Consider the following 26,822-nt stretch of genomic DNA (forward strand, 5'->3'; position numbering starts at 1 on the left):
CCCTCAGGCCGCGGAGCGCGACATCAAGGCGATGCCGCTCAGGCACAGGGCTAGCCCGGCCAGTTGGGTAAGGGAGAGGCGCTCTTGGAACAGCAGCCAGCCCATCACGAGCAAGCTGGCTGTCACCACGGAAGCCGTCAAAACAAAAGCACTGTTCAGGCTCGCACCGGCGCGGTAGGCGAGCAAAAAGCCCAGTTCGATGAGCACGATGGCCAGCGCCACCCCCCAGACCGACGCGTTCAGTTGACCCACGGACTCACGCAGGGACTGTTGCAGCGGGAACAGAAGGAACAGCGGCAGGCTCAAGAGGGCGGCCACAGCGTAGAAGGCCATCAGCGACAGCACCGGGTGGGCGCTTGCGCTGAGGGACTTCTGCATCAGGTGGTACAGGACCTGCCCCCCGATGGCAACGGCCATGGCCAGTGCATAGCCCACTTTCATGGGCTCACTCCCAGCGGAGCGGCAGCCAATGAAGGCGAGCGAGCCATCGTCACACGCCCTGCTTCAAAGATTCGGTGATGAAGGCGTCCAAGTCGCCATCCAGCACCTTTTGGGTGTTGGAAATTTCGACGTTGGTGCGCAAATCTTTGATGCGGCTCTGGTCCAGCACGTACGAACGGATTTGGTGACCCCAACCCACATCGGTCTTGGAGTCTTCCAGCTTCTGCTGCTCGGCCATGCGTTTTTTCATTTCGTGGTCGTACAGCCGCGAACGCAAACGGCGCCACGCCACGTCGCGGTTGCTGTGCTGGCTGCGGCTGTCTTGGCACTGGACCACGATGCCCGTGGGAACGTGCGTCAAGCGCACGGCCGAGTCGGTCTTGTTGATGTGCTGACCGCCGGCCCCGCTGGCGCGGTAGGTGTCCGTGCGCACATCGGCCGGGTTGATGTCGATCTCAATCGAGTCATCAATTTCCGGGTAAACAAACAGCGAGGCAAAGCTGGTGTGGCGACCGCCCGAGCTATCGAACGGCGATTTGCGAACCAAGCGGTGCACGCCCGACTCCGTGCGCAGCAGGCCAAAGGCGTATTCCCCCTCCACCTTGATGGTGGCGCTTTTGATGCCGGCCACGTCGCCCGGGGTTTCGTCTTCCAGCGTGGCCTTGAAGCCCTTGCGCTCGCAGTACTTCAGGTACTGACGCAACAACATGCTGGCCCAGTCGTTGGCCTCGGTGCCCCCGGCGCCCGCCTGGATGTCGATGAAGCAGTTGCTGGGGTCGGCCGGGTTGTTGAACATCCGGCGGAATTCCAGCTCCTCGACTGTGGAAGTCAGCTTGGCGGTTTCGCCTTCCAAGGTTTCGATGGAGTCGAAATCGTCTTCAGCCTTGGCCATCTCGAAGAGTTCGAGGTTGTCGCCCAGGTTGGCTTCCAGGTGATTGATGGTTTCGACCACGCGGTCGAGTTCGCGCTTTTCCTTGCCCAGTTCCTGAGCGCGCTTGGGCTCGTTCCAGACAGCGGGGTTTTCGAGGGCGGCGTTGACCTCGTTCAGGCGAAGGGCTTTGCGGTCGTAGTCAAAGATACCCCCGAAGCGCGTCGGTGCGCGCGCGGAGGTCATTGATCAACGTGCCCAAGGCATTGATGCGTTCGGCGTCCATGGTGTCGTCGGGTGGTTGAGGCCGGAAAAAAGCTGCACAGGCGTGCGGTCCGGGCCTTTGGAAGGCGCCGATTCTCGCACGGGCATCCTCCGGGAAAGCCCTGCTGGGGGCATTCCCGGTTTGGCGGGTTTTGTCAGAAAGCTGTAAGCGCTTCGAGAGGACCATGCGACATCGCGATGGAGACCTGAATGCTTCTGACGATTACGGCCATCAAGTTGGTGACGGAAATTGCGCTGCTCGCCCTGGTGGGGCGCTGGTTGCTTGGCGTGTTGGCCGGAGCCAAGCGAGAGGGCAACTTCTTCTACCAAACCTTGGGGGCGATGACCCGCCCGTTTGAAAAGCTGACGCGATGGATCAGCCCCAAGCAGGTGTTGGACCGTCACATCCCGTTGGCCGCGGGGGTGCTGCTGTTGTCCACCTGGCTGATCAGCACGCTGCTCAAGATTCAAACCTGCCTGCAAGTGGGAGTGGAACTGTGCCGTTGATCATTCGTTTGCAGTTGTGGTGGTGGCTGACGCTGGGTCGGCGGGCGCCCGCACTCCGGTTGCTGGATCAGGTGCTGGCACAGCGTCCCAATCTGGCGGAGGCCTTGGCCACGCGCGCCCACTTGCGCGCCGAAGCGGGGGATCGGGCCGCGGCTGTGGCCGACCTGACGCGCCTGACGCAGATTCAGCCCCATCAAGCGCCGGGGTGGTTCAACTTGGGTTTTTTGCAAGAGGCGCAAGGCCTGGCGCATGCGGCGGCGGATTCGCTGCAGCGCGCTGTGACTCTGGACCCCAAGATGGACCGGGCGTGGTACGGCCTGGGTTTGGCCCTGCTGCAGCTCGGTCGGACCGAGGAGGCGGTGCAGGCGTTTAAGCGCAACACCGAGTTGCAGCCCTTGAGCCCCTACGGCTGGACCCAGCTGGCTCGGGCCTATGCCCGGCAGTCTCAAGACCGGGACGTGCAGCGGGTGTTGTCGCACCTAGAGAACTTCGAACCGGGCGTGGCCGAAGCGCTGCGCCGTGAGCTGATTTCCAACCCGCCGGCCCCCTGAAGGGCTGGTTCTTTTGCCCCGCAAGGGCTCACGCAGTACCGAAGCCGAGGAGAACCATGCAGTTAACCGAAAAGCATCGCCAGTACTGGCAGAAGAACCTGCGGGTGACCGCGGTTCTGCTGGTCATCTGGTTCGTCGTGACCTATGTGGTCTCGTACTTTGCACGTGATCTGAGTTTCAATTTCTTTGGCTGGCCCTTCAGCTTTTGGATGGGGGCGCAGGGCTCTCTCATCATTTACGTGGCGATCATTTGGTTCTACGCGAACTACATGAACAAGCTCGATCACGAACACGGCGTGGCCGAGGAGGAATGACATGGCTGGCATGACTCCGGGGGCCGCGACCGGCTCCTCCTCCAAAGCCGCCAACGCGGCGTTCAAGAAGCAACTCAACAAGATCTACGCCTGGTACGCCGGCGGTTTCGTCACATTTGTGATCTTGCTGGCCATCGCCGAGCAGATGGGCCTGTCGCGCAGTGGCATTGGCCTGACCTTCTTGGCGGCCACGGTGCTGCTGTACGCCGGCATTGGCTTCATGAGCCGCACGAGCGATGCGAGCGAGTATTACGTCGCAGGCCGGCGCGTGCCCGCGGTGTACAACGGCATGGCCACGGGCGCGGACTGGATGTCCGCCGCCAGCTTCATCGGCATGGCCGGCACGCTGTACCTGGGTGGGTATGGCGGTTTGGCGTTCATCATGGGCTGGACGGGGGGCTACTGTCTGGTGGCGCTCTTTTTGGCGCCCTACATGCGCAAGTTCGGTCAGTTCACCATCCCCGATTTTCTGGGCGCGCGCTATGAGGGCAATTTGCCTCGAGCCTTGGGGGTTTTGGCGGCCATCTTGTGCTCCTTCACCTACGTGGTGGCGCAGATCTATGGCGTGGGCCTGATCACGGCGCGGCTGACCGGTTTGGAATTCACGGTCGGGATCTTCGCTGGCTTGGCGGGCATCTTGGTGTGCTCGTTCTTGGGTGGCATGCGCGCGGTGACCTGGACCCAGGTGGCCCAGTACATCATCCTGATCATTGCTTACATGATCCCCGTGGCCTGGCTGTCGGTGAAGCAAACGGGCATTCCCATTCCGCAAGCCGTGTATGGCTATCAGCTGGAGAAGGTGACCGCCAAGGAAGCCCAGATCAAGGCGGACCCGAAGGAGCAGGAGGTCATTGAGATCTTCAAGAAGAAGGCCGCAGAATTTGACGCCAAGCTCAAGGACATTCCCACGGCCCTGGCCGCGGACCGCAAGGCCGCCGAGGACAAACTGGCCGCGCTGAAGGCGGAGAACGGCCCCGTGGCGGACATCCAGACGGCAGAAAAGGCGCTGGCTGCCGTGCCCAAGGACGAGGCCGCGGCCAAAGAAGCCTGGGCCAAAGCCAAGAAGGCAAATGAGGACCGGGCCAAACCGCTGGCGGGCATGCCGGCCCATGCGGCGCAGTTCAAAGGCGACCCGAACGGTGATGCCAAGGCCCAGGAAGCCTTCAACGTGGACCGCCGCAACTTCCTGGCCCTGGTGTTCTGCTTGATGGTGGGCACGGCCGCGCTGCCGCACATCCTGATGCGCTACTACACCACGCCCTCGGTGAAGGAGGCGCGGGAGTCGGTCACCTGGTCGCTGTTCTTCATTTTCCTGCTGTACTTCACCGCGCCAGCTTTGGCGGTGTTGGTCAAGTTCGAGGTGTTCAACAACCTCGTGGGCACACCGTTTGATCAACTGCCGGCTTGGATTGCCTCGTGGGCCAAGGTCGACCCGACGCTGTTGTCCGTCGCGGACATCAACAAGGACGGCATCTTCCAACTCGGGGAAATGAAGATCGGTGGGGACATCATCGTGCTGGCCACGCCGGAGATCGGTGGGCTGCCCTATGTGATCTCGGGCATGGTGGCCGCCGGGGGCTTGGCGGCGGCGCTGTCCACGGCCGATGGCTTGCTGCTGACCATCGCCAACGCGCTGTCGCACGACGTCTATTACAAGATGATCGACCCGAATGCCTCGACGGCGCGGCGCGTCACCATCTCCAAGATCCTGCTCTTGGTGGTGGCCCTCTTGGCGGCGGCAGTGGCGGCGCAAAAGCCAGCCGACATCCTGTTCTTGGTTTCGGCGGCGTTTAGCTTTGCGGCGGCGGCCTTCTTCCCAGCCTTGGTTCTGGGGGTGTTCTGGAAGCGGGCCAACAAGTGGGGCGCTTGCGCGGGCATCGTGGCGGGCCTCGGGATCACCTTCTATTACATGGTGACGACCCAGGCCTGGCTGCGCGGCGTGTTCGGGGTGACCAGCCCGATCGAACTCTGGTGGGGCATTCAACCCATCAGTGCCGGTCTGTTCGGTGTGCCGCTCGGGTTCGCCGTCATCATCCTGGTCAGCCTGATCACCCCAGCCCCGAAGAAAGAGACTCAAGAGCTGGTGGAGCACGTGCGCTACCCCGACTTGAAGCTCGGCAAGGGCTAAGGGCTCACGCTCGATGAAAGAGCCCGGCAGTGCCGGGCTCTTTTCTTGGGCGGGATGTTTGGTTTGGCGCAAGGCGCATGACAGCCCGCCAGGGCACCATGGCGTGATCGGATCCAAAGGAAGTGGCATGGCGGTGTCCCCATCCAACAGTCGACCTTCCCCCCATTTGCTGGCGCAGGAGATGGCGCTCTGGCGCCGCCACCACCCCTTTGATGCAATGACCCCCGAGGCGCTACGGCGCCTGGTGGAGTCGGCCGAGGGGCTCTACTTCGCCCCGGGTGAAACCTTGACCGCACCGGGCCGGGGCCCCGCTCAACACCTGTATGTGGTCAAAAGTGGCCTCGTGAGCGCGCAGCGCGGGCTCGCGGAGTTGGCGGGAGGCTGGCAATACGAGTCGGGCGACTGTTTCCCCATGGCCGCCTTGATGCAGGGGCGCGAAGTCACGGCCACCTACACAGCAGAAAACGACGTGTTTGTCTGGCGCGTTCCGGCCGAGGTGGTGCGCGAAGTGGCGGGTGTCAGCCCACCCCTGGCAGCGCACCTGAGTGAACGGGTGCTGCAACTCATCAGCCTGGCCAGCCGTGAACAGGCTCGCCAGGCTTCCCAAGCGGCTTTGGCTGAGCAGTCGATGGAACGGCGCCTGGGCGATCTCATGCGCCCCAGCCCCCTTTCTGTTTCCCCCGATACCCCATTGGAGTTGGCGCTCAAGGCCATGGCGAGTCGGCGGGTGGGCTCGGTGCTCGTGGTGGATACGGAGCAGCACCCTTTGGGCATTCTGACCCGTGACGACCTGCTCGAACGCATCACCCTGCCGCAGCGGTCACTGGCCACCCCGATCTCGAAGGTGATGAGTGCGCCGCTGAAGACGCTGACCGTCGAGCATACAGCCCAGGACGCTGCACTGATGATGAGCCGTTTCACCCTGCGCCATGTGCCGGTGGTGCAGGACGGGCGTTTGGTGGGCATCGTGTCGGAGCGAGATTTGTTTGCGCTGTCGCGAATGTCGGTGCAGCGCATTGGCGCTGACCTGCGCAATGCGCACGAAGTGGCGGAGTTGGTGGACTTGGCCCCGCGCATCCGGGAGTTGGCCAAAAATCTTGGGGCGCAAGGGGTGGGGGCGCGCACGCTGACGGCCTTGATTGCGCATCTGAACGATCTCCTCACCGAGCGCTTGGTGGCCATCCACGCCGAACATCTGGGGCTCGACTTGAGCCAAGCCGCTTGGCTGGCTTTTGGCAGCGAGGGGCGGGGCGAGCAAACCATCGCCACCGACCAAGACAACGGCATCGTTTTTCAGAGCGCCGACCCCGAAGCCGACCGGCCGCGCTGGTTGGCCTTGGGTCAGGCGGTCTGTGCCAGTTTGGAAGCCTGCGGTTTTCCGCTGTGCAAAGGGGGCGTCATGGCCTCCAACCCAGAGTGCTGTCGCTCGGTCGAGGAATGGTGTGACCGTTTCCAGTCCTGGTTGGCCCGCGGTACGCCCGAGGAGTTGCTCGCCGCGTCCATCTACTTTGACGCACGGGCGTTAGCCGGTGCCACGGCGTTGGCCGATCCGCTTCGCGCCATTGCGCGTGGTCCGGTTTCTGCTCGCTTCCTGCACCTGCTCACCGAAGCGGCGCTGCGCGGCAAGGTGCCGCTCTCCTGGCGCGGTGCCTTGGACCCCCAGACTGTCAGGGGTCAAGAGGGGCTGGATCTCAAGGCGGGTGGCACGGCGGTGTTTGTGGAGTCCGGGCGCATCATGGCCTTGGCTCACGGTTTGGAACACCTGGGCACCCGCGAGCGGTTGATCCACGCGGGAGAGTTGATGCAGGTTGCAGCCCCGGAGCGTGAGGGCTGGAACGCTGCCTTTGAGTTTCTGCAAAGCTTGCGCATGCGCATTCAGCTGGAGGCGCCGGCCGATCCGGACAACCCCAATTGGGTGCCCATGAGCCAGCTCAACGACCTGGATCGCCGCACCCTGCGGGTGTCGCTGCGGGTGGCCCAGCGGCTGCAGCAGCGGCTGCAAATGGACTTTCTCAAATCATGAGGGGGTGGGGGCTGCGCTGGTTCAGCGATTGGCAGGCTCAGCGACGTGCCGAGCAGGCGGCGGCGCGGGCTGAGCGCTGGGTCGTGATCGATGTCGAGACCAGTGGGCTGGACATGGTGAATGACCGGCTGATTGCGGTCGCGGCCACGGGGGTGCAGTGGATCGACGGCCAACCGGTGCTGCGCGTTGCCGACACCTTTGAGATGGTGCTCAAGGCGCCCGACGGCCTGGTGTTGGACGAAGTGGCTCGCCGCAACATCCTGCTGCATGGCATTGGTCGCGGAGAGCAGGGCGGCGGCGCGGATGCTGAGGTGGCTCTCCGAGCGCTTCGCGAGTTTGTCGCAGGCGCGCCGTGCCTGGCCTTTCATGCCGCTTTCGATGCAGGCATGCTGGATCGCGAATGGCGGCGGCAGTCGGGTGCGGCGTGGCCCGAACCCTGGCTGGATTTGGCGGTGCTGGCCCGCCTCCTGGTTCCCGAGTGGAACAGCCGGCGGACTTTGGATGACTGGCTGGAAGCCTACGGACTGGCGGCGGCGCAGCGACACCGCGCCAGCAGCGATGCGTGGGTGACCGCCGAGTTGTTGCAGTGCCTGTGGCCGGTGTGGCGGGAGCGGGCCGCGGGCCGTTCACCTTGGCGCGTGGCGCAAGAGTTGATCCGGGCGCGACGGTGGTTGACGCAGGCGGGCTGATCCCTGCCTGTTGGGGCGCTGTCAGCGGGGTTTGACACCTTCCCAAAACGCTTGAAGTACGTTGGCCAAGCCTTCGGGGTCGTCGTGGTGCAGCATGTGGCCGGTACCCATCAAGCGCGTGCGTTCCAGACGCGGAATGTGGGCCAAGCGAGCGTCCAGTTCGGCGCGGGGGAAGTGGGCCCCCCAGTACGCGGCCAGGCTGTCGTCCTCGCCCTCGACAAACAGCGTGGGCGCCTGAATGCGGGCCCAGCACGCCAGCACCTCGCTGCTGCGGTAGAGCTGGGCGTGCGGGCGCTTGTGGGCGGGGTCGGCGCACAGCACCCGGCGGCCGTCCTCGCGCTCGGCACTCCACTGGCCGGCCAACCACGCCGCGCGGTCGGGCGTCAGGCGCGGGTTGTTGCGTTGCAGCCGGGCGGCCACCGCGGCCTGATCGGGGTAGGGGGCCAGCTGGGTCGGCTCCCGCAGGGCGTCCAGCCAGCGGGCCAGGCGATCCGGGGCTTGCGTGGCCGGCATGTCGGGCAAGCCAAAGCCCTCCAAATTCACCAGCGTCTGCACCCGCGCAGGCCGCACGCCGGCGTACAGCGTGGCGGCGTTGGCCCCCATGCTGTGCCCCACCAGGTCCACCGCAGTGCCCGGTGCAATATGGTCCAACCACGCGTCCAAGTCGCCCAAGTAGTCGTAAAACCAATAGGCATCCTGGCCCGACCAAGCCGACTGCCCGTAGCCCCGCCAGTCCAGGGCCCAAACCGGTTGCTCGGTGTTCAGGGCATCGACCAAGAACTGAAACGAGGCGGCCACATCCATCCAGCCGTGCAGCAGCACGAGGGGGCGCCCCTGACCGGGCCAGTGCAAGGCGTGCTGACGCAGGCCGCGGACGGTGAGAAAGACGGAAGTCGCGGGCCGCGTGGGGGTGTAAGTCATGGGGGGGGTCTCGTACGGGCTCAGCGGGGGCGCGCGTGCTGCAGCGCCGAACCCGGCTTGTCATCGAAGCAGTTTCCCCCATGGGCGATGCCGCTTTGCAGGTGCGGGTCCATGGGGACGAGAGCATTGGCCCGGTTGGGCAGGGTGCGGGTGCAGCGTCCGTCGGGATAGCGGGTCATGGTGCCGCCATCGGCGAGTTGGATGACTTCCGCTTGATTGGCCATGCGCCGCGCCAAGGCCTCCGTGGCGCTGTAGCGGGGGCTGTTGGCGCGCGGGTCGTGCACCGCCTGCTGGGCGGGGCTGAGGCGCTCCTCGGCCTTCCAGGTTTTGGGCAGGGCCAGATTGAGCGGGGCTGAGGCGGGTTCGCTGGTGGCTGAAGCGGCTGCTTCCGGCAGGGCAGCGACACTTAGAGCGCCTTGGCCGGCGTCGCGGGCCGGACTTGGGCGCTGACGGGCTGCAGTCTCCAGGCGCCAGAGCCCATCATGGATGTTCACAAAGGGTTGAATGGTGAGGTCGGCTGAGCTCGAACGACGTTGTGCATGGGGCGGCTGGGGCCCTAGCGCCTCTAACTGAAGGCTCACCACCATCGGTGGCCCGGGCGGATAGGCCCGTTTCCAGGTCAGCAGCCCGTAGCCCAGCCCCAGGTGCAACGCCAGCACCGCGAGTGCGAACGCAAGGTTTCGGCGGGTGTTTGAAGACAAGGGCAAAAACGGGGAGGGGAGCCAACGAAAGCGCCGCATTGTGCGGCCGCGACAATGGGGCCCATGAGCAAGAAGACCGCCCATGTGAGTGCCACGCCGGCCACGGACTGGTTGAGGGAGCGCAGCGTCCCGTTCACGGAACATCCCTACGACTATGTGGAACACGGCGGGACCGCCGAGTCCGCCAAACAACTGGGGGTGGCGGAGCATGCCGTCGTCAAGACCCTGGTGATGCAGGACGAAGATGCCAAGCCCTTGGTCGTGCTGATGCACGGCGACCGCCAGGTGAGCCTCAAAGAGTTGGCGCGCCAGATTCCCTGCAAAAAAGTCGAGCCCTGCAAGCCGGAGGTCGCTCAACGCCACAGCGGCTACCAAGTCGGCGGCACGTCGCCATTTGGCTTTCGCAAGGCCGTTCCGGTTTATGTTCAGCAAAGCATCCTGACGCTGCCGCGAATTTGCATCAATGGGGGCCGTCGCGGATTTTTGGTCGGAATCGACCCCCAAGTGTTGGTCGGTGTGCTGGGCGCCCGACCGGTGGATTGCGCTTCGCCACAATAAGCCCCCATGAACTCTTCGCTTTCTATCTGGGCTGCCGTGCTGGCAGCGTATCTGGTGGGGTCGCTTTCCTTCGCCGTCCTGTTCAGCCGCTTGATGGGCTTGGCCGATCCCCGCAGTTACGGCTCCGGAAACCCCGGGGCCACCAACGTGCTGCGCAGCGGCAACAAAGTGGCCGCGGTGTTGACCCTGGTGTTCGACGCGCTCAAGGGCTATGGCCCCGTGCTCGCGGTCCTGGTCTGGGGCGGACGTTGGGGCCTGGGTGAGGGCACGGCGGCCCTGGTCGGCCTGGCCGCGTTCTTGGGCCATCTGTGGCCGGTGTTCTTCAAATTTCAGGGGGGCAAGGGCGTGGCCACGGCGGCCGGTGTCATCTTTGCCTTGAACCCCGTGTTGGGCGTGGCCACCTTGGCCACGTTTGCCATCTTGGTTTACTTCACGCGCTGGGTGTCGCTGGGTTCCATTGCCGCCGCGCTATTTGCTCCGTTTTACGAGGCCTTGATTTGGGGCATGGGCCCCTATGTTGGGGCAACGGCGATGATGGGGTTGCTGCTGGTGTGGCGGCATGAGGCCAACATCAAGCGCCTGATGGCCGGCACAGAGAGCCGCATCGGGCAGAAGAAAGGCAAGTGAACATGAACGGTGCAGTGCAGCGCGTTGGAATGGCGACGCGGTACAGCGAAGCCGCCATTCACCAGGGCGTGGTTTATCTGGCCGGCCAGGTACCCGAGACGACGATTGGGCACGATATTGAGGCGCAAACGGCCGAGGTGCTGGCGCTGATCGATGCCTTGCTGCAGCAATGTGGCTCCAGTCGCGCCCACCTGCTGCGGGTGGAAATCTACCTGGCCGATCTGGCCGACTATGACGGGCTCAATCGCGTGTGGGATGCCTGGGTGCTGCCTGGTTTTGCGCCGCCCCGGGCGTGCGTCGAGGCGCGCTTGGCGCGCCCGGGCTACCGCGTCGAAATGATCGTGACGGCGGCCCAAGCGGTGTGATGCCCCGGGTCCGCCCCGGCTTGGACGCCCCGACTTAAAAACCCAAACGCGCCGGATCACCCCGGCCGGTGCGGATCAGGATGGGGTCCCCGTCCGTGAGGTCGACCACGGTGGTGGGCTCTCGCGGGCAGGCGCCGTTGCTGACGATGGCGTCCAGCACCGAGCCAAAACGCTCGCTGATCTCGTCGGCGTCGTTCAGCGGCTCCGTCTCTCCCGGCGGGATCAGCGTGGTGGCCAACAGCGGCTGACCCAATTCGGCCAACAGGCCTTGGGTGACGGTGCACTCAGGCACCCGCAAGCCCACCGTGCGGCGGCTGGGATGGGAGAGGCGCCGTGGCACTTCCTTGGTGGCCGGCAGGATGAACGTGTAGGCCCCGGGCGTCACGCTCTTGAGCAGGCGGTACTGCTTGTTGTCCACCAGGGCGTAGGTGGCGAGTTCGGAGAGATCGCGGCACAGCAAGGTCAGGTGGTGTCGGTCGTCCACCCCCCGCACGCGGCGCAGCCGTTCGGCAGCCGCCTTGTCATCCAAGTGGCACACGAGGGCGTAGCTGGAATCGGTGGGAATGGCCGCCAACCCGCCTTTGTGCAGCAACTGGGCGGCTTGCTTGAGCAGGCGGGGCTGGGGGTTGTCGGGGTGGACGTCAAAAAGGAGGGCCATGCCCTCATTGTCGGGGCAAGGCTTCTACGATGCGCCGCTCCAACTCGGGGGCCTCGTCCAATCGAAACCCGCGGTGCTGCCACAGCAAGCGCCCGTTCGCGTCGATCAAGGCGGAGCTGGGCATACCCTTGACCCCAAAGCGTTTGGCCCCCTCACCGCTGGCGTCAAAGGCCACGCCGAAGGCTGCGGGCGTGCGGGCCAGGAAGGCGTCGGCATCGGCGCGCCGTTCATCCAGATTCAGTGCCAGCACTTGCAGCCCCCGCGCTTGATGGTTGGCTTGTAGGCGGGCCATCCAGGGAAAGGACAAGCGGCAAGGCCCACACCAGCTGGCCCAAAAATCGAGGTAAACCACGCGGCCACGCAAGTCCGAAAGACGACCGATGGGCAAGTTGGCCTGCGGCAGGGCAATATCGGGCGCCAGCGTTCCCGGCTCCAAGGCGGCCGCCGAGGCTGTGCCGGCGGCCGCGAGCACGCAAAAGGCCCGGCGCTTCATCCGCTGTAGGCCAAGCCGTTGAGCTGCAGACCCACGAAATCAATCTGGGCCAAATTCAGTGTGTGATCCGAAGCCAATATGCCCAAATTCGCCCTGGTCAGACTACCTGAGTCCAGAAGATTGACGAACACAGAAGACTCCTCTGCGGTTGGGGGGCGTCCCACCACGTTAGTCCATAAAAGTGCCACAACGTCCGTGTTGGTTGCGGCCGGTCCCAGTTTGAACTCCAATGCGATCTGCACAAGATTGGTGTACCGCGTCACCAGGTCACCCGTCATGCCGTCAATGATGTCAAGCCCGATGCGAACGAAGTCTTTGTAGCCTACTGACGCTGCCCCAAAGACCGCGCCCAAAATCTTGGCCACCACCCCGGCATTGCCATCCAGATCCAGGGCCCAGCGCTGGTCCGTGAAGTGCAGGCGCTCAATATTTTTGAGTGAGGTGGTGCTGGTGCCCGCCGTGGCCGTGACGGTCCAGTCTGTGGCGCCATGGGCGAGCAAAAAATTGCCCCGGGTGTTGCCAAAACTGACCGAATCCACGCCCTCCAGGCCGTCAATGGACTGCACACCACTGGCGGCGGTGAACGCATCATTGCCCGCACTGCCGGTCAACCATCCCGTGGGAAACAGGTCGCTCACTCGGACCGCGTCGGCGCCATTGGCGAATTTCAGCACCTCCACGTTGTACAGGGTGGCCTGCATTCCACCCCCGCTGGCCCCCGACACCGTGTCGACTTGAATGGAGCCGTCCAGGTTGCGGGTGATGATGAAGTAGCTGCGCGGTTGAATGCCGAAAGACACCGTGTCCGTGCCGGCCAACCCATCGATGGTGTAGCGCCCGTTCTCCACAATGGTCCAGGTGTCGTCTCGTGAAGTACCGCGGTAGGTGGCCATGGCCGTCTCCTCTCAGGAATCTGTATGTAAGTGGGTTTGGCCGTTGGCGTCAATGGCTAGAAAGGGCAAACCGGTGGCGCGCAAAAAGGGCAGGGCAGCCTCTTCCTTCAGAAGGGCCAGCGTGCTGATGGCGCCGGCCGTCACGGCTTGCGGGGCCAGCACGCTCACCGACTGCCAGTGCCGCACCGGCCAACCGGTCTTGGGGTTCAGGATGTGGCAATAGCGCACGCCGTTGTGCTCAAAAAACCGCTCGTAATCACCGCTGGTGGCCAAGCCGCCGCCCTCAAGCGGCAGCGTGGCACTGAGTTGTCCGTCTAGGCGCGGATGCTGGATGCCAATTTGCCAAGGGCTGCCATCGGGTTTGGGGCCGAGCACCCGCATATCCCCTCCGAGGTTGACGTAGCCCGAGCGGGCGCCGCACTGCATCAGCAGAACGGCCGCTCGGTCGGCCGCGTACTCCTTGCCAAAGCCGCCAAAGTCGAGTTCCATGCCGACTTCGGGCAAACGCACCGAGTGCCCTTTGCGCTCCACACGCTCCCATCCAATGCGAGCCAGTAATGGCGGCAGTTCGTCCTCATGGGGCCGGCGCCCCGCCCGGAAATCCCAGGCTTGGCGCAAGACGCCTGAGGTGGGGTCAAAGAGCCCATCGCTGTCTTGCACGAGTGTGTCCGCGAACGTCAGCAGCGTCAGCGTCTCGTCGTCTGCCTCCACGGCTGCCCGCCCGGCTTGTCGATTGAGCTCGACGACCCAACTGCCCTCGCGATACCGTGAATACTTGTGTTCAATGCGCTGCACCTCTGCCGCGGCTTGCGCCATCCAAATCTGCGCGACCGCGGCCGCACACCCGCCCAGCACCATTTCGCCCCAGCCGCCCATCGCGGCGAAGCGATGGCGCTGCAGGTCTTCAGCAGGCAAGGGGAAGGCTGGACGCATGGCCATTCAGAAGGTGCGGGTCAGGCCCCATTGCCAGCTTCGAGCGGTGAGCGGGGCCAAATGCAGACTGCCCGGACCGCCCACGTGCCAGGCCCCGCGCTGCTCGTAGTGTTCGAATTTGAGGTCGGTGCCCCAGTCGGGGTTGATTTGCCAGCCCACTTTGAGCCCGGCGGTCACGGCACCGAAGGCCGACAGCCGTTGGTCCAGCGAACTGAAACGCCAGTCCTCCGGCGGTTGGGTGGCAAAGGGTGCCGCTGCCGGGTCTACTTCGACATAAAAGCGGGCGGCCGTCTGGCTGTAAAGGCGCAAGGCCGGCGTGAGACTCCACCCTCCGCCAAGGGACTTCTCCAGTTCCCAGCTCAGGGTGTGGGCCTGGATGCCAAAACTGTCGCGATAGAACCGATAAGCCAACCGCGACGTGCTTTCCCAGTCGGGCAGGTGATCGTTGCGGCGAACGAGCACCCGCGTGGCACGACGCTGTTCGGGGCGAACATCGAACAGCTTGTAAGGATCAGATAGAAAGCCCTCGGCGCGGTTGTGCCCCACGCTCAGTTGAACCAAGCTGCGGGGGGTGAGCACTTGGGTGATGCCCAGGTGCAGGTCGATCATCTGTTTCTTGCCACCCGCCAAACCCACAACGGCGGGTTGGATGTCGTCCCAACTGCGTCCGATGCCCCAGGCCAGGCTGCGGTTGCGATCCTCAGTGCTCCAGGTCCCCGACAGTGAGAGGCCTTGGGAGCGGTAGTCGGCTTCGTGCGAGGCCGCACCGGTTAGCGTCAGAGCGGCATTTTCGAACGCATGACTGAGGCTGAGGTCCCCAGCGCGGCGGGTGTCGCGCAAGGGGGTCAGGGCGCGGGTGTGAAACTGGGGCGAGGCCCCCGAGATCGCGTCATGGATGAAGGAGGCCCCCAGGCTCCACCGTCCGCCGATGGGGGTGGTGAGCTGAAAACTCGGGGCACGCACGGACACCCGGTCGGCCCCGGGCTGGCGATCGGCATAGTCCAGCACACGCACGCTCACCTGACCTTGTTCACTGGTCGGCTCTGCCGCAATGGGCAGCGCCGCGAGCAGTGCGGCAGCCGCGAGGATCCGATCCACTCCGCTCTTAGTTGCAGCCACAGCCCGAAGCCCCCACACCGGCGCGCCCGGAGGCACCTTCACGGCTGGCGTAGATGTGTTCCGCCAGACCGGCTTCTTGCGCATGGCCCTCCAGCGCCATGCTGCGCTGGGCCAAATGGCCCTTTTCCCACGCCTGAACCGGGACGACGCTGCATCCGGCGGACAGGATCGCCACGCCAACCAGCCCCGTTGTTCGCCGGACAATCTGATTCCACGTGCGCATGGTGGGCTCCGTAGTGGCAAGGCGTTCATCATCTCAAAACAGTGTTTCTGGTGTGTAAAAGCGAGATGAAGTCTGTCAATTTGTTTGGGTCTTTGAGCCTGGCGCCGGGCTTGACGCGCCGCAGCGCCCTGGCGCTCGGCGCTGCCTTGACCGGTTGCGCGACCCCCGCGCCCCCCGCCAAGGAGGCCGAGGGGTGGCAAGAGGTCCCCCTGCCGGGTAAGCGTCGTAATCAATACCGGCGGGTCCAGAAAGAGGGCCGGGTGGCTTGGGAAGCGCAGTCCGAGCGTGCGGCCAGCCTGTGGCGGCGCCCTGTGGCAGAAACCGAGGCGCACCCCACTTGGGTGAGCTTCTCGTGGTGGGTGGATCGGCTGCTGCCCGCCTCGGATGTCCGTGAGTCGGACCGTGAAGATGCCGTGGCCCGTGTCATCCTCGGCTTCGATGGGGATCGCGATCGGCTCAGTGCGCGCAATCGGGGGCTCTTTGACTTGGCGGAGTTGCTGACGGGCGAGGCGCCGCCCTTCGCCACGCTGATGTACGTCTGGGACCGCGAGGCGCCGCTCGACTCGGTGGTGGTCAATGGTCGCAGTGACCGCATCCGAAAAATCGTGGTCGACAGCGGGTCGGCTCAATTGGGCCGGTGGCGGGACCACCGCCGTGACGTGGTGACGGATTTCGAACGGGCCTACGGCGAGGCTCCCGGCCCCCTGCGTTTTGTGGCGGTGATGTCCGACAGCGACAACACCCAGGGTCGAGTTCGAGCTTGGTACGGTCCGGTTCGCTGGGGCGTTTAAGTTGCCCTGAACGAAGCGACTCGCAGCGGCGTGGCTTTATTGCACCCGGTCCGCGAGCGCCATCCACACCGGGTTGAGACGTCCAGACAGCGCGGGCAGACTGCCCAACTCGGTGCGACTTTCGGTGGGTGAGTGGAAGTCACTGCCGCGTGAGGCGAGGAGGCCAAACTCCAACGCCATGTCGGCATAGCGGAGCATCTCCGCCTCGGAGTGGCTGCCGGTCACGACCTCTACGCCCAGGCCACCATGGGCCTTGAACTCGCTGAAGAGGGCGAATTCTTCGGTCGGTGTGAAGTCATAACGGGCCGGATGTGCAATGACGGCCAGCCCCCCGGACTCTCGAATCCAGCGGATGGCATCGCCGAGCGCCGCCCACCGGTGGGGCACGAAGCCCGGTTTGCCCTCTTTGAGAAAACGCCGGAACACCTCCCCCACATCGCTGCAGTGGCCGCTTTCCACCAGGAAGCGGGCAAAGTGGGTGCGCGAGATGAGCTCTGGGTTGCCCACGTGTTTGAGTGCGCCTTCAAAGGCGCCCGGAATACCGACCGCGGCCAAACTGGCGGCCATGTCGCGCGCCCGCCGCTCGCGGCCCCCGCGGGTTTGGCGCAGGCCTTCGATGAGTCGGGGATCGGTTTCATCCACGCCCAGGCCGACGATGTGGACGACTTGGCCCGCAAAGCTGACCGAGATCTCCACGCCCGCCAAGAACCCCATGCCCAGCGCCTGGGCTGCGGTGCGGGCTTGTCCGATACCCGCCACTTCGTCGTGATCGGTGAGTGCCCAGACCTCGACGCCGTTCAGGGCCGCTCGCTCTGCCAGTGATGGGGGGCTCAACGTGCCATCGCTGAAGGTGGAGTGGCAGTGCAGGTCGGCGTTGGTCAGGGCGTGAAGCGCAGGCATCTGCGAATTATCAAAGGGTCAGCGGGCAGGATTTCACGACCTCCGTCCAAGGAAGGAGACTGCGCCGCACTACAGTCTTGGGCGCTCAGAGTAGAGGAAACGATGCGAGATCTCAGCATTCGCTTGCGGTTGTGGTCGGTGATTGCGGCTTTTGCCGTGGTGATCTTGATTGGTTCGGCGATGGGCCTGACCGGCACCTATTTGGGAACGGCCTCCACGGCCGAGATCTACCAGGAGCGGACGTTGCCCATGGCCGCGGTCGCCCGACAGCAAGCTGCGGCCTTGGAGGCCCAATCGCAGCTTCAGACTGCACTCGAGCGCCCGGACGCTGCCTCGGGCTTTGAGACGGCCCTGGCTGGACTGGAAGCGTCCACCAAGGGCGTGAAGCTGCCCCCCAGCCTGACATCGGCCCATGAGCGGCTGCACCGAGAAGGCGCTGAACCTCTCAAGGCCGCCCTCAAGGCCGGGGATGCAGACGGTGCCCGGGCCGCGGCTTCGGGCCCCTGGGCCTCGGCGCTTGCCGGTCTGCGCGAGCAGCAATCTCAGGCCAGTCAGCGCTGGGCGGCCGAGGCCAAGGCCACGCAAGACCTTGCGCAGTGGCGGTTCCGCACCATGGTGTGGGTGGTGGTCGTGGGGGTCGCGATCGCATTCGCTGCGGTGGGCTGGTACGGCCGGTGGCTCTTGCAGTCCATTACCAAGCCTCTGAATCAAGCGGTTCGCTTGGCCGAAGCGGTGGCCGCCGGTGACCTGACGACGGAAGTTGACAGCCGGGGCCGCAACGAAGTCGCGCAACTGATGCAAGCCCTGGAGCGCATGAACGCCAATTTGGGCCACATCGTGTCGCAAGTGCGCCAAGTTGCCGACAGCATCGCCACTGGTTCGTCGGAAATTGCCAGCGGCAATGCCGACCTGTCGCAGCGCACCGAGGCGCAGGCCAGCAACCTTCAGCAGACCGCTTCCGCGATGGAGGAGTTGCAAGGGACCGTGCGTCAGAACGCGCAAGCTTCGAATCAAGCCAACTCGCTGGCGGGCAGCGCCCGCAGTGCGGCGACGGAAGGTGGGGCACTCATGGCGCGAGTTGTGGACACCATGCAGGGCATCACCCAGAGCTCGCGAAAGATCGCGGACATCGTGGGTCTGATTGATGGCGTGGCCTTCCAGACCAACATCCTGGCGCTGAACGCGGCCGTCGAGGCGGCCCGTGCGGGCGAGGCCGGGCGCGGTTTTGCCGTGGTGGCCGGTGAGGTGCGCATGCTGGCGCAGCGCTCCGCTGAAGCGGCGCGCGAAATCAAGACCCTGATCGAGCAGTCCGTGGAGACCGTGGAATCGGGCAGTCAGCAGGTGAACGAAGCCGGCCGCTCCATGGGTGACATCGTGCAGCGCGTTCAACAGGTGGGCGATTTGATTGGCGAAATCAGCGTGGCCTCTCACGAACAAAACCAAGGCATTGAGCGGGTCAGTGCCTCGGTGGTGGAGCTGGATCAGGTCACCCAAGCCAATGCGGCCTTGGTGGAAGAAAGCGCGGCCGCCGCCGAAAGCCTGCGCAACCAGGCGGGCCAGTTGGTGGCGCTGGTCAGCGCGTTCAAAGTTCGAACCTAGTCGGTCTCGGCCTCGATCAACAACTGCAGTCGCGTCTGACCCTGGTAGGTGTTGCGGCTGAGGCGGTACGCCAAGCGAGGGTGGCGCGTTGACAGGGGGTCATCTCGACGGAACCACATGGCGTCCCATTCGGTGGCGCCGGAGGGGACGCGCAAACGAAGCTTGAGGTGACCACTGCCGACAACCCGTTGGTCGCGCACCTCAAAGTGATCGAGGAACAAGGGGGGCTCAAACCCTTGCCCCCAGACCTGTTGCTCCAGAGTCTCCGTCAGCGCAAGCGTTAACTCGTCCGCAGCAAGCCCGCCGTCGTGCAGCAGTTCCCGCTGCAACTGAGGGGGTGTAAGCCAGGCCTCGGCCACGGTCATCAGCGCGGCGCCCAGACGGGCCACACCTTCAGGTCCGCATTGCAGCGTGCATCCTGCGGCCATGGCGTGCCCGCCAAACTTGGCGAGCAATTCGGGCTCCTGCTTGGCCACCCAGTCCAACGCATCCCGAAGATGAAAGCCCGGGATGGAGCGCCCCGAACCCTTGATGCGTCCATCGGCGCCCCGCGCGAAGACAAAGCAGGGCCGGTGCAGTGCGTCCTTGAGTCGACCCGCCAGGATGCCCACGACGCCCTCATGAAACGCTTCATCAAACAGCGCCAAGGCGGGTGGTGGCGGGCCCACCGGCAAGACCCGAGCCAGCAGGGCTTGCGCCTGTTCTTGCATCTGGGATTCCACGGCTCGCCGTTCGCCATTGATATGGTCCAACTGCAGGGCCAGGTCATGGGCGCGTTGTGGATCGTCGGTGCGTAGACACTCAATGCCCAGGCGCATGTCGGCCAGCCGGCCAGCCGCATTGATCCGTGGGCCCAATGCAAACCCAAAGTCTTGGCTGCTGGCTTGTCGAGCGTCTCGTCCGGCCACTTGAAAAAGGGCGCGCAAGCCCGGCTGCATCTGTCCTGCACGGATGCGGCGCAATCCCTGGGCCACCAGGCGCCGGTTGTTGGCGTCCAGGCGCACCACATCGGCGACCGTTCCCAGGGCCACCAAATCCAGAAGGCCATCCAGCTTGGGCTGCTCACCCGAAGACCAGACGCCTCGGTTTCGCAGCGCGGCGCGCAAGGCCAGCAGCAAGTAGAAGGCCACACCCACCCCGGCCAAGGCTTTACTGGGAAAGTCGCAGTCGGGCTGGTTGGGGTTGACGATGGCGTCAGCAGCAGGGAGTTGAATCAGCCCGGCCGCGTCCACCGCACACAGGTGGTGGTCGGTCACGATAACAACGAGCCCATGACCCTTGGCGTAAGCCACGCCCTCCAAACTGGCGATGCCGTTGTCCACCGTGATCAGCACGTCGGCTCCTTGCGCCAGGGCTAGGTCGACGATGCTGGGCGTTAGACCATAGCCATGCACTGCGCGGTCGGGTACGACGTAATCCAAGGATTCGGACGGCGCGCCAAGCAGGGCCAGGCCGCGAAGCAAGGTGGCGCACGCGGTCGCGCCGTCACAGTCATAGTCCGCCACCACACAGAGGCGGCGTTGCTCCTGAATGGCAGTGGCGAGCAGGTCGGCCGCCTTGGCAATCCCTTTGAGCTGGTCCGGTCGATGAAGTTGGGCCAGTTCTGGATTCAGTTCGGCGGCGTCGCGTACCCCGCGTGCGGCGAAAAGCCGCGCCAGCAGCGGCGGGACGCCCTGCTGCTCTAAGGCCCACGCGGCGCGGGGCTGGGATTCACGCGCCCGAACGCGGAGGCGGTGCGTGCTCATGGGTTGTGTACCTCCAAGGCCTCAACTTGGCTTTGTGCCCAAGTCGCCGGTCGTTGGGGCCACCCCAAACGGGCCAAACCCCGCCGCCACGCCGAACCCGGTATCCAGCTGTGGGCGCGTGCGCCTCCTGCCAGGGTTAGCTGGACGGTCTGGCCAGCCCGCCAGGCCGATTCCAGCTCGGCGATCGGCCCTGCATCCAGTTCGTCACCGGGACAGGGGTCGACCCAGAGCCGCGCCTCGGGGGGCAGCGGGGCCGGTGAGCCCACCTCAGGGCTGACGCCCCACATCCAGAGCGAATGAATGGCCTGGTCCCCCCGCTCAATGCGACTTTGATTTATGGGGTGCTGGTGCAGACTCATCTGGATTTCGTTCTGCAGGCGACGCAACCAGCGCTCTTGTGGAAGCCACGGGGTCAAGGCTCGATGTTGAATTCGCTCGAGGCTCGCGACCCTCAAGTCAGCCAGTTGGGCATGCCCCACCAAAAATTCCCCTTGGCCGAGGGGCTCGAGTCTCCATCCCGCTCCCTCCGTGAACAGGGGGGCGATCACGGCCAAGAGTGCGTGGGCGTCTTCGGAAGAGAGAGCGGGCAGAGCATGGGCGTGGGCTTGTTGGGCGTCCAACTCCAAGTGAAGCGGGGAAAGAACGGCCCAGGGTCCTTGCCCATGCAGCCCGCGCTCTGAAGCCAACCAGCCCGCGGGTGAGGGTTCGGGGACGCCCCGGAGGTGGGCCACCACGCGCTCAAAGGGGGTGTACAACGCTTCAGCCTCCCCGCCCACTTCGGTGCTCAGACGGCTCCACTGGGTTAATAGACGCGTCAAACGAGGACCGGGCGTCAGCCCGGGGGCACAGGCAATCAGGCAATGCATGGGGGGATTATCCGAAGCCAGCGCCTGCGACAATCGCGCCCCTTCATCTGTCCCTGTGGCCCTGCCTCCATGACCCTGACGTTCATCCTGCTTGCGACCCTGATTGGTGGCGTGTTGTCAGTGCTGGTCGCGGCCGGGTTGTCAACGGCGTTGCTGTCGCGTGTGGTGCCGCACCTGGTGAGCCTGTCGACTGGCGTGCTGCTGGGGACCGCGCTGGGCCACGTCTTGCCGGAAGCCTTTGAAGGCGCAGCCTCCACCCATGCGCTGTTTTTGACCTTGCTGGGCGGCTTGCTGTTCTTTTTCTTGCTGGAAAAGGTGGAGTTGTACCGTCACACCCACCACCACGAAGGGGATGGTCATGCGCATCACCATCACTTCGACCGAGACCAAGCGGGGCGCGGTGGCTTGGCGGTGCTGGTGGGTGACAGCGTGCACAACTTCTGCGATGGGGTCTTGATCGCCGCGGCGTTCCTGACCGACCCTCATTTGGGCTGGATGACCGCCTTGGCCGCCATCGCTCATGAAATTCCCCAGGAAGTGGGGGACTACTTGGTGCTGCTGAACGCCGGGTTCACGCGGGCGCGGGCGCTGGCCTACAACTTGTTGTCGGGGCTTGCGGCCGTGCTGGGTGGCGTGTTGGGTTACTACCTGATCCAGCCGTTTTCGGCGCTGTTGCCCTACCTGATGGTGGTGGCCGCCTCCTGCTTTGTCTATGTGGCCGTGGCCGACTTGATTCCCCAGTTGCAACGCCGCCTGCCGTGGCGCGCCACCGCCTCGCAGTTGCTCTGGCTGGCTGTGGGCTTGGCGGCGACGTTCGCCCTGCCAAATGGTCACTGAGGGCCACTGAGGGCCGCCCAGCCGGGGTGGCGTAACGCGTGCCTTAGCGCACGACCAGCACTGGAATCTTGCTGTGCGTGAGGACCTTTTGGGTTTCACTGCCCAGAAGGAGGGCGGAAACGCCGCGGCGACCGTGGCTGGCCATGACGATCAGGTCGGCCTTGAGGCGCTCAGCATGGTCGACGATGGAACGCCACGGCTGGGTGCCTTCGACGCTGCTGGATTCACAGCGCACGCCGGCGGCCATCGCCACGCGCTGGACCTCCAGCAAACGCTCGTTGGCGACGCGCAACTCCGCATCCAGGTGCTCTTGCGGGCTGATGGGCTGGGTTTCAGCCAGGGGGCTGTAGGGATAGGGCTCGGTGACCGTGAGCGCATACAACTGGCTACCCAAGCGTTGCGCCAATTCCACTGCCTGCTGAACCGCCAAGGCCGTGATTTCCGAACCATCCGTTGTAACCAAAATGCGTGCGTACATAGGCCAATCCTCCAGTGAGCCGGCGCAGTGTGCCGCGTGAGTTGACCGCGCGCTTTGCGGTTCGTCAACCCATCGCTACGGGCCGCCGCGGGTCCCGGCACCACTCACTCCAGGAGCCGGGGTAGAGCACGCCCTCGCCCAGCCCGGCGAGGGCTTGACTGAAGAGGTTGTGGCAAGCGGTCACGCCCGATCCGCACTGGTGCACGGTGGCGCCGTTCACCGCCCCGTGCTGCACCCATTCGGCTCGCAGCTGTGCGGCGGGCTTGAAGCGACCATCGGCCTGCAAGTTCAGACCGAAGGGGCGATTCACGGCCCCCGGGATGTGCCCCGGTTGTGCGTCCAAGGGTTCCACTTCACCTCGGTAGCGCTCTGGCCCCCGGGCATCGACAAGCAGCACGGCACCCAGTTGCGCTTGCACCTGGTCGGCCGTCGTCGTTCGCATGCCCTCAGGCGGCAAGCTGAGGGGCACGGGTGCGGCCTGCGGCATGGCAGTCTCCCGCGCGGAATCACCGCCGGCGGCCAGCCAGGCCCCCCACCCGCCATTGAGCAGCTGGATCTGGGTTTCACCCAGCCACCGCAGCATCCACCAGAGTCGCGCGGCATACATCCCGCCTTGGGCGTCATAAGCCACGACCGGTCGACCCGGCTGCCAGCCCAAGCCGGCGAGGCGGGCCGCAAAGTCTTCGCGGGTGGGTAGTGGATGCCGTCCTCGGAAGTGGCCATCCACATCCTTGGGTCCGCTCAGGTCCTCATCCAGGTGCAGGTAAAAGGCGCCGGGGATGTGGCCCTGCGCAAAGGACTCCCGCCCACTGGCCGGGTTGCTTAACTCGAACCGACAGTCCAGGACCAAGGGGGGATGGGGCCCGCGCAGGGTTTCGCGCAGGGCGCTGGCTTCAATCAACACGGGCGTGAGGTCATTCATTGTGCAAATCCGAGGGCAGGGTGCGTGAAGTTTGCTGGGTCCTGAGGGCGGTGGCGGTCCACCCTGCGCCGATGATGAGGGCAATGCCCAGTGTCGCGATCCAACCGGGTTGTTCGCCAAACATCCACCAGCCGAGCAGGGCAGAAAACACGATGCCGCTGTAGTTCAAGCTGGCATTGACCAGCACTTTGCCGTGTGTGTAGGCGGAGGTCATGAGGATTTGCGCGACCGAGGCCGTCAGCCCCACTGCGGCCAGGAGTGCAAAACTCTCCAACGTCCAGGCGCGGAGCTCGGTCGTGGAGGGCACGATGCCCATGAGCGCGCCCCCGGCACCTGTGCCGGCCAGGGAAAAGTAAAACACCACGCGCAGCTCGGGCTCGCCGGCGCGCCCCAGGGCGGTTACCTGCAGGTAGGCCACGGCGGCCAGCACCCCCGAGGCGAGCCCGGCCAGGGCCCAAGGCCATTGATTGCGTTCAAACGTGGGCTGAAGGACCAAGGCCACGCCCACAAACCCCACCAGCACGGTGGCGAGCAGTCGCGGATCCAGGCGCGACGCACCCATCAACACAGCGCCACCGAGCAGAAAAAGCGCCATCCAAATGGCGCTCATTTGGTTGAGGGTCATCGCTGTGGCCAGGGGCAGGCCCGAGATGGCCCAAAACCACAAACACAGCGCGGCCACGCCAATGGTGCCGCGCCACAGGTGCATCCCGGGAAGCTTGGTGCGCAGGGGCACCCGCTGGTGCCGGGCCAGCGCAGCGATCAGGAGGACCCCGATGAGCCCGCGCCCCGCCACGATTTCTGCGGCGCTGAAATGCGCACTGGCCAGCTTGACGCACAAACCCATCAAGCTGAACAACAGCGTGGCCCCCAGCATGCGCAGCGCGCTGGAGGCCAGCAAAAAGCGCCCCGAAGGGCGCTGGTTGTTGGACGCGCGGTTCAAAGGGCCATCTTGGCGCGATACCACTCATGGAAGTGCTTCATGCCATCTTCCATGGGCGTCTGGTAGGGCCCCACTTCGTTGTCGCCCCGGGCAAAGAGGGCCTTGCGGCCGGCATCCATGCGCTCGCCGATCTCGTCGTCTTCGATGCAGGTTTCCATGTAGGCCGCTTGCTGGGCTTCCACGAATTCCCGTTCGAAGGCGGCAATTTCTTCGGGGTAGAAAAACTCCACCACGTTCAGCGTCTTTTCTGGGCCCATCGGGTACAGGTTGGAGACCACGAGCACATGGGGGTACCACTCGACCATGAGGGTCGGGTAGTAGGTCAACCAGATGGCGCCTTGCTGCGGCGGCTGGCCGCCCCGGAACTTCAGCAACTGGTCGTGCCACTGGCTGTACACCTTGGAGCCGGCCTTTCGACCCACAGCCAAGTTGGCATTGACGCCCACCGTTTGCACCGAGAACTCGCCACCCCACTGCCAAGCCAAGTCGTCGCAAGTGACGAAATTGCCCAAGCCGGGGTGGAACGGCCCCACGTGGTAGTCCTCCAGGTAGACCTCGATGAAGGTCTTCCAGTTGTAGTTGCAGGTGTGCATTTCGACTTTGTCGAGCACATAGCCGCTGAAGTCCAGATCCTTCAGCACCTGGAGCGAATTCAAGTCCGCGCCGATGTCGCGACCGTTGTCCTCAAACAGCAGGCCATTCCATTCCCGCAAGTTCCACTTGTTTAGGTTTAAACAAGGGTCTTCGGGAAAGTGCGGCGCGCCCACCAAATCACCCTGCAGTCCATAGGTCCAGCGGTGCAGCGGGCAAACGATGTTGGCGCCGCTGTTGCCTCGGCCTTTCAACATCACCGCCTGGCGGTGTCGGCAAATATTGGAAATCAGTTGGATGCCATCGTGTCCGCGCACGAGCGCGCGGCCTTCACCTTCCTGAGCCAAGGCGAAGTAATCCCCCACTTCGGGCACGGCCAACTTGTGCCCGACGTAACGGGGTCCAGGCCGGATGATGCGCTCCATCTCGCGCTCATACAGCGCTTGATCGAAGTAAGCAGAAACGTGAAGCTGAGTGGTGCTACTGTTTTTCAGCGCCCCGATGGCCAGGCTCAGATCCGACATGATCCAAGGGTTCCTCCAAGACACCCGTTCCGCGCGCAGTCTGCGCCGCTGAACGTACAAAACCCGGCAAAAGCCGGGCAGGCATGCCCGCTGGGAAGCGGCGGGCGGGACCGACGATTCTACCAATCCGGGGGAACCCGAGGGGCAGGGGGCCGGGAGGAGGCCTGTCTAACTGTGGGGCTGAGCCCCCGAACCTACAATCGCCCGCTTTTGTCTGAGTCTGGCTCGTTCATGCCCAAGAGCGTCAAGCCCACCCCCCCCGCGAGCTTTGAAGCGGCCCTGACCGAGTTGGAACAACTGGTCGGCAGTCTGGAGTCGGGGGCCCTGCCGCTGGATCAACTGCTAACCGGTTACCAACGCGGTTCGGACCTGCTTGCCTATTGTCGAGAACGCTTGGAGGCGGTCGAGCAGCAAGTCAAAGTGCTGGAAGACGGCAGCCTCAAGCCCTGGCGAGAGGAATCCGCATGAGCGCGGACTTTCAAACCTGGGCGCAAACGGAGCGGGCCCGATGTGAGCAGCTGCTGGATGCCTGGGTGCGTGCGGATGCACCGGCCGGGCTCGGTGAGGCCATGCGCTACGGGGTGCTGGGGGGCGGCAAGCGCCTGCGTCCCTTGCTCGCGCTGGCAGCCTGCGAGGCCGTGGGGGGCGACCGCGGTGCTGCGGAGCGAGCTGCTGTGGCGGTGGAACTCATCCATGCGTACTCCCTGATCCACGATGACATGCCCTGCATGGACAACGATGTGCTGCGCCGCGGCAAGCCGACGGTCCATGTCGCTTTCGGCGAGGCCCAGGCCATGCTCGCGGGCGACGCCATGCAGGCCCTGGCGTTCGAAGTGTTGACGCCCGAAACTGGCGTGGAGCCGGCACTGCAGGCCCAGCTCTGCCGCCTGCTGGCGCGAGCCTCGGGCTATGCCGGCATGGCGGGCGGTCAGGCCATCGATTTGGCGGCCACCGGCCAGACGCTCAATGAGGCGGAGTTGCAGGCCATGCACCGGCTCAAGACCGGCGCCCTGCTGGAGGCCAGCGTGCTCATGGGCGCTGCCTGTGGCCAGACCCCTGCGGCACAGTGGCAGGCGCTGCAAACCTACGGCCAGGCCTTGGGGCTGGCCTTCCAGGTGGTGGACGACATCTTGGACGTCACCCAAGACAGCGCCACGCTGGGCAAGACAGCTGGCAAGGATGGCGAGGCCAACAAACCGACGTATGTGAGTGTGCTCGGGCTGGAGGCGTCGCGCCGCTTTGCCGATCGACTGCACGCGCAGGCGCTCGAAGCCCTGGCGCGCACCCCGGATCTGGCGGTGCGCCGCCTGCGTGAGCTGGCCGATGTGGTCGTGGCGCGAGAACATTGAA

31 protein-coding genes are annotated in these 26,822 nt (G+C 64.8%); 14 read left to right on the forward strand and 17 right to left on the reverse strand.

The features are described from left to right. Positions 1 to 3 precede the first annotated feature (3 nt). Together I7X43_RS07390 and prfB are read right to left on the reverse strand one after the other, a co-directional pair. On the reverse strand, positions 4 to 441 hold the full coding sequence (locus I7X43_RS07390; RefSeq protein WP_198100264.1) for an EamA family transporter: 438 nt from the start codon (positions 439 to 441) through the stop codon (positions 4 to 6). A 49-nt stretch (positions 442 to 490) separates the two neighbouring features. Next, positions 491 to 1,595 (reverse strand): peptide chain release factor 2 gene (gene prfB / locus I7X43_RS07395; RefSeq protein WP_198100265.1). Its coding sequence is split into 2 segments (ribosomal slippage): positions 491 to 1,513 and positions 1,515 to 1,595, totalling 1,104 coding nucleotides; the frame shifts between segments, so codons are not numbered across the junction. 188 nt (positions 1,596 to 1,783) lie between these two features. Between prfB and I7X43_RS07400 the strand changes: the two genes are divergently transcribed. From I7X43_RS07400 to I7X43_RS07425, 6 genes are all read left to right on the forward strand, one after another. Further along, entirely contained in the window at positions 1,784 to 2,080 is a 297-nt protein-coding gene (locus I7X43_RS07400; RefSeq protein WP_198100266.1) for a hypothetical protein, read from the forward strand. After that, a complete protein-coding gene (locus I7X43_RS07405; RefSeq protein ID WP_198100267.1) occupies positions 2,071 to 2,631 on the forward strand; it encodes a tetratricopeptide repeat protein in 561 nt (186 codons plus the stop codon). The genes I7X43_RS07400 and I7X43_RS07405 overlap by 10 nt, the downstream gene beginning before the upstream one ends. Positions 2,632 to 2,687: 56 nt before the next feature. After that, positions 2,688 to 2,945, forward strand: a complete 258-nt coding sequence (locus tag I7X43_RS07410; protein WP_198100268.1) for a DUF4212 domain-containing protein — start codon at positions 2,688 to 2,690, stop codon at positions 2,943 to 2,945. 1 nt (position 2,946) lies between these two features. Continuing rightward, on the forward strand, positions 2,947 to 5,073 hold the full coding sequence (locus tag I7X43_RS07415) for a sodium:solute symporter family protein (RefSeq protein ID WP_198100269.1): 2,127 nt from the start codon (positions 2,947 to 2,949) through the stop codon (positions 5,071 to 5,073). A gap of 127 nt (positions 5,074 to 5,200) precedes the next feature. Beyond that, complete coding sequence (locus I7X43_RS07420) at positions 5,201 to 7,096, forward strand: DUF294 nucleotidyltransferase-like domain-containing protein (RefSeq protein WP_198100270.1); 1,896 nt, start codon at positions 5,201 to 5,203, stop codon at positions 7,094 to 7,096. Further along, positions 7,093 to 7,785, forward strand: coding sequence for a 3'-5' exonuclease (locus tag I7X43_RS07425; protein ID WP_198100271.1), 693 nt, complete (start codon positions 7,093 to 7,095; stop codon positions 7,783 to 7,785). The genes I7X43_RS07420 and I7X43_RS07425 overlap by 4 nt, the downstream gene beginning before the upstream one ends. 21 nt (positions 7,786 to 7,806) lie before the next feature. Here I7X43_RS07425 and I7X43_RS07430 read toward each other — a convergent pair whose 3' ends face one another. Continuing rightward, a complete protein-coding gene (locus I7X43_RS07430) occupies positions 7,807 to 8,706 on the reverse strand; it encodes an alpha/beta fold hydrolase (RefSeq protein WP_198100272.1) in 900 nt (299 codons plus the stop codon). A gap of 20 nt (positions 8,707 to 8,726) precedes the next feature. Next, entirely contained in the window at positions 8,727 to 9,407 is a 681-nt protein-coding gene (locus tag I7X43_RS07435) for a hypothetical protein (RefSeq protein ID WP_198100273.1), read from the reverse strand. A 63-nt stretch (positions 9,408 to 9,470) separates the two neighbouring features. Between I7X43_RS07435 and I7X43_RS07440 the strand changes: the two genes are divergently transcribed. From I7X43_RS07440 to I7X43_RS07450, 3 genes are read left to right on the forward strand one after another with little or no spacing between them, the layout of a single operon-like run. Continuing rightward, the gene (locus I7X43_RS07440; protein WP_198100274.1) at positions 9,471 to 9,965 is read left to right on the forward strand and encodes an aminoacyl-tRNA deacylase; all 495 of its coding nucleotides are present in this window, start codon (positions 9,471 to 9,473) and stop codon (positions 9,963 to 9,965) included. Between the two features lie 6 nt (positions 9,966 to 9,971). Continuing rightward, positions 9,972 to 10,592, forward strand: coding sequence for a glycerol-3-phosphate 1-O-acyltransferase PlsY (gene plsY, locus I7X43_RS07445; RefSeq protein WP_198100275.1), 621 nt, complete (start codon positions 9,972 to 9,974; stop codon positions 10,590 to 10,592). Between the two features lie 2 nt (positions 10,593 to 10,594). After that, positions 10,595 to 10,957 (forward strand): RidA family protein, encoded by a 363-nt coding sequence (locus I7X43_RS07450; RefSeq protein WP_198100276.1) that lies wholly within the window; start codon positions 10,595 to 10,597, stop codon positions 10,955 to 10,957. A gap of 34 nt (positions 10,958 to 10,991) precedes the next feature. Here the strand turns inward: I7X43_RS07450 and I7X43_RS07455 are convergent, their stop codons facing one another. From I7X43_RS07455 to I7X43_RS07480, 6 genes are read right to left on the reverse strand one after another with little or no spacing between them, the layout of a single operon-like run. Then, complete coding sequence (locus I7X43_RS07455) at positions 10,992 to 11,615, reverse strand: L-threonylcarbamoyladenylate synthase (protein WP_198100277.1); 624 nt, start codon at positions 11,613 to 11,615, stop codon at positions 10,992 to 10,994. A 4-nt stretch (positions 11,616 to 11,619) separates the two neighbouring features. After that, positions 11,620 to 12,108 carry a TlpA family protein disulfide reductase gene (locus tag I7X43_RS07460; RefSeq protein ID WP_216860080.1) on the reverse strand — a complete coding sequence of 163 codons (489 nt, stop codon included), beginning with the start codon at positions 12,106 to 12,108 and terminating at the stop codon, positions 11,620 to 11,622. Further along, positions 12,105 to 13,001, reverse strand: coding sequence for a hypothetical protein (locus I7X43_RS07465; RefSeq protein ID WP_198100278.1), 897 nt, complete (start codon positions 12,999 to 13,001; stop codon positions 12,105 to 12,107). The genes I7X43_RS07460 and I7X43_RS07465 overlap by 4 nt, the downstream gene beginning before the upstream one ends. A 12-nt stretch (positions 13,002 to 13,013) precedes the next feature. Further along, positions 13,014 to 13,934 (reverse strand): FAD:protein FMN transferase, encoded by a 921-nt coding sequence (locus I7X43_RS07470; RefSeq protein WP_198100279.1) that lies wholly within the window; start codon positions 13,932 to 13,934, stop codon positions 13,014 to 13,016. 6 nt (positions 13,935 to 13,940) lie between these two features. Then, complete coding sequence (locus I7X43_RS07475) at positions 13,941 to 15,032, reverse strand: DUF3570 domain-containing protein (RefSeq protein WP_198100280.1); 1,092 nt, start codon at positions 15,030 to 15,032, stop codon at positions 13,941 to 13,943. 7 nt (positions 15,033 to 15,039) lie between these two features. Further along, positions 15,040 to 15,276: a DUF4266 domain-containing protein gene (locus tag I7X43_RS07480; protein WP_198100281.1), complete on the reverse strand. Its 237-nt coding sequence runs from the start codon at positions 15,274 to 15,276 to the stop codon at positions 15,040 to 15,042. Between the two features lie 65 nt (positions 15,277 to 15,341). Between I7X43_RS07480 and I7X43_RS07485 the strand changes: the two genes are divergently transcribed. Next, positions 15,342 to 16,067: a DUF3047 domain-containing protein gene (locus tag I7X43_RS07485; protein WP_198100282.1), complete on the forward strand. Its 726-nt coding sequence runs from the start codon at positions 15,342 to 15,344 to the stop codon at positions 16,065 to 16,067. 36 nt (positions 16,068 to 16,103) lie between these two features. On the opposite strand, the gene I7X43_RS07490 is transcribed toward I7X43_RS07485, so the two are convergent. Then, positions 16,104 to 16,967: a 3',5'-nucleoside bisphosphate phosphatase gene (locus I7X43_RS07490; RefSeq protein ID WP_198100283.1), complete on the reverse strand. Its 864-nt coding sequence runs from the start codon at positions 16,965 to 16,967 to the stop codon at positions 16,104 to 16,106. Positions 16,968 to 17,069: 102 nt separating this feature from the next. On the opposite strand from I7X43_RS07490, the gene I7X43_RS07495 reads away from it, so the two are divergent. Continuing rightward, positions 17,070 to 18,566 carry a methyl-accepting chemotaxis protein gene (locus I7X43_RS07495; RefSeq protein WP_246480229.1) on the forward strand — a complete coding sequence of 499 codons (1,497 nt, stop codon included), beginning with the start codon at positions 17,070 to 17,072 and terminating at the stop codon, positions 18,564 to 18,566. On the opposite strand, the gene recJ is transcribed toward I7X43_RS07495, so the two are convergent. Together recJ and I7X43_RS07505 are read right to left on the reverse strand one after the other, a co-directional pair. Next, on the reverse strand, positions 18,563 to 20,311 hold the full coding sequence (recJ, locus tag I7X43_RS07500) for a single-stranded-DNA-specific exonuclease RecJ (RefSeq protein WP_198100284.1): 1,749 nt from the start codon (positions 20,309 to 20,311) through the stop codon (positions 18,563 to 18,565). The genes I7X43_RS07495 and recJ overlap by 4 nt on opposite strands. Next, positions 20,308 to 21,177 (reverse strand): hypothetical protein, encoded by an 870-nt coding sequence (locus I7X43_RS07505; protein ID WP_198100285.1) that lies wholly within the window; start codon positions 21,175 to 21,177, stop codon positions 20,308 to 20,310. Before I7X43_RS07505 ends, recJ begins: the two co-directional genes overlap by 4 nt. Positions 21,178 to 21,246: 69 nt before the next feature. On the opposite strand from I7X43_RS07505, the gene I7X43_RS07510 reads away from it, so the two are divergent. Further along, on the forward strand, positions 21,247 to 22,014 hold the full coding sequence (locus tag I7X43_RS07510; RefSeq protein WP_198100286.1) for a ZIP family metal transporter: 768 nt from the start codon (positions 21,247 to 21,249) through the stop codon (positions 22,012 to 22,014). Between the two features lie 43 nt (positions 22,015 to 22,057). On the opposite strand, the gene I7X43_RS07515 is transcribed toward I7X43_RS07510, so the two are convergent. From I7X43_RS07515 to I7X43_RS07530, 4 genes are all read right to left on the reverse strand, one after another. Next, complete coding sequence (locus I7X43_RS07515) at positions 22,058 to 22,492, reverse strand: universal stress protein (protein ID WP_198100287.1); 435 nt, start codon at positions 22,490 to 22,492, stop codon at positions 22,058 to 22,060. Between the two features lie 64 nt (positions 22,493 to 22,556). Further along, positions 22,557 to 23,414, reverse strand: coding sequence for a sulfurtransferase (locus I7X43_RS07520; protein ID WP_198100288.1), 858 nt, complete (start codon positions 23,412 to 23,414; stop codon positions 22,557 to 22,559). Further along, a complete protein-coding gene (locus I7X43_RS07525; protein ID WP_246480231.1) occupies positions 23,407 to 24,357 on the reverse strand; it encodes a DMT family transporter in 951 nt (316 codons plus the stop codon). Before I7X43_RS07525 ends, I7X43_RS07520 begins: the two co-directional genes overlap by 8 nt. After that, complete coding sequence (locus I7X43_RS07530) at positions 24,354 to 25,472, reverse strand: aromatic ring-hydroxylating oxygenase subunit alpha (protein ID WP_198100289.1); 1,119 nt, start codon at positions 25,470 to 25,472, stop codon at positions 24,354 to 24,356. The genes I7X43_RS07525 and I7X43_RS07530 overlap by 4 nt, the downstream gene beginning before the upstream one ends. A gap of 231 nt (positions 25,473 to 25,703) precedes the next feature. Here I7X43_RS07530 and I7X43_RS07535 point away from each other — a divergent pair, with 231 nt between their 5' ends. After that, positions 25,704 to 25,940, forward strand: coding sequence for an exodeoxyribonuclease VII small subunit (locus I7X43_RS07535; protein ID WP_198100393.1), 237 nt, complete (start codon positions 25,704 to 25,706; stop codon positions 25,938 to 25,940). After that, positions 25,937 to 26,821, forward strand: a complete 885-nt coding sequence (locus I7X43_RS07540; protein WP_198100290.1) for a polyprenyl synthetase family protein — start codon at positions 25,937 to 25,939, stop codon at positions 26,819 to 26,821. The genes I7X43_RS07535 and I7X43_RS07540 overlap by 4 nt, the downstream gene beginning before the upstream one ends. Position 26,822 lies beyond the last annotated feature (1 nt).

Origin of the sequence: Inhella gelatinilytica, assembly GCF_016093295.1 — a bacterium.
In the GTDB taxonomy this organism is placed as follows: Bacteria; Pseudomonadota; Gammaproteobacteria; order Burkholderiales; family Burkholderiaceae_C; genus Inhella; species Inhella gelatinilytica.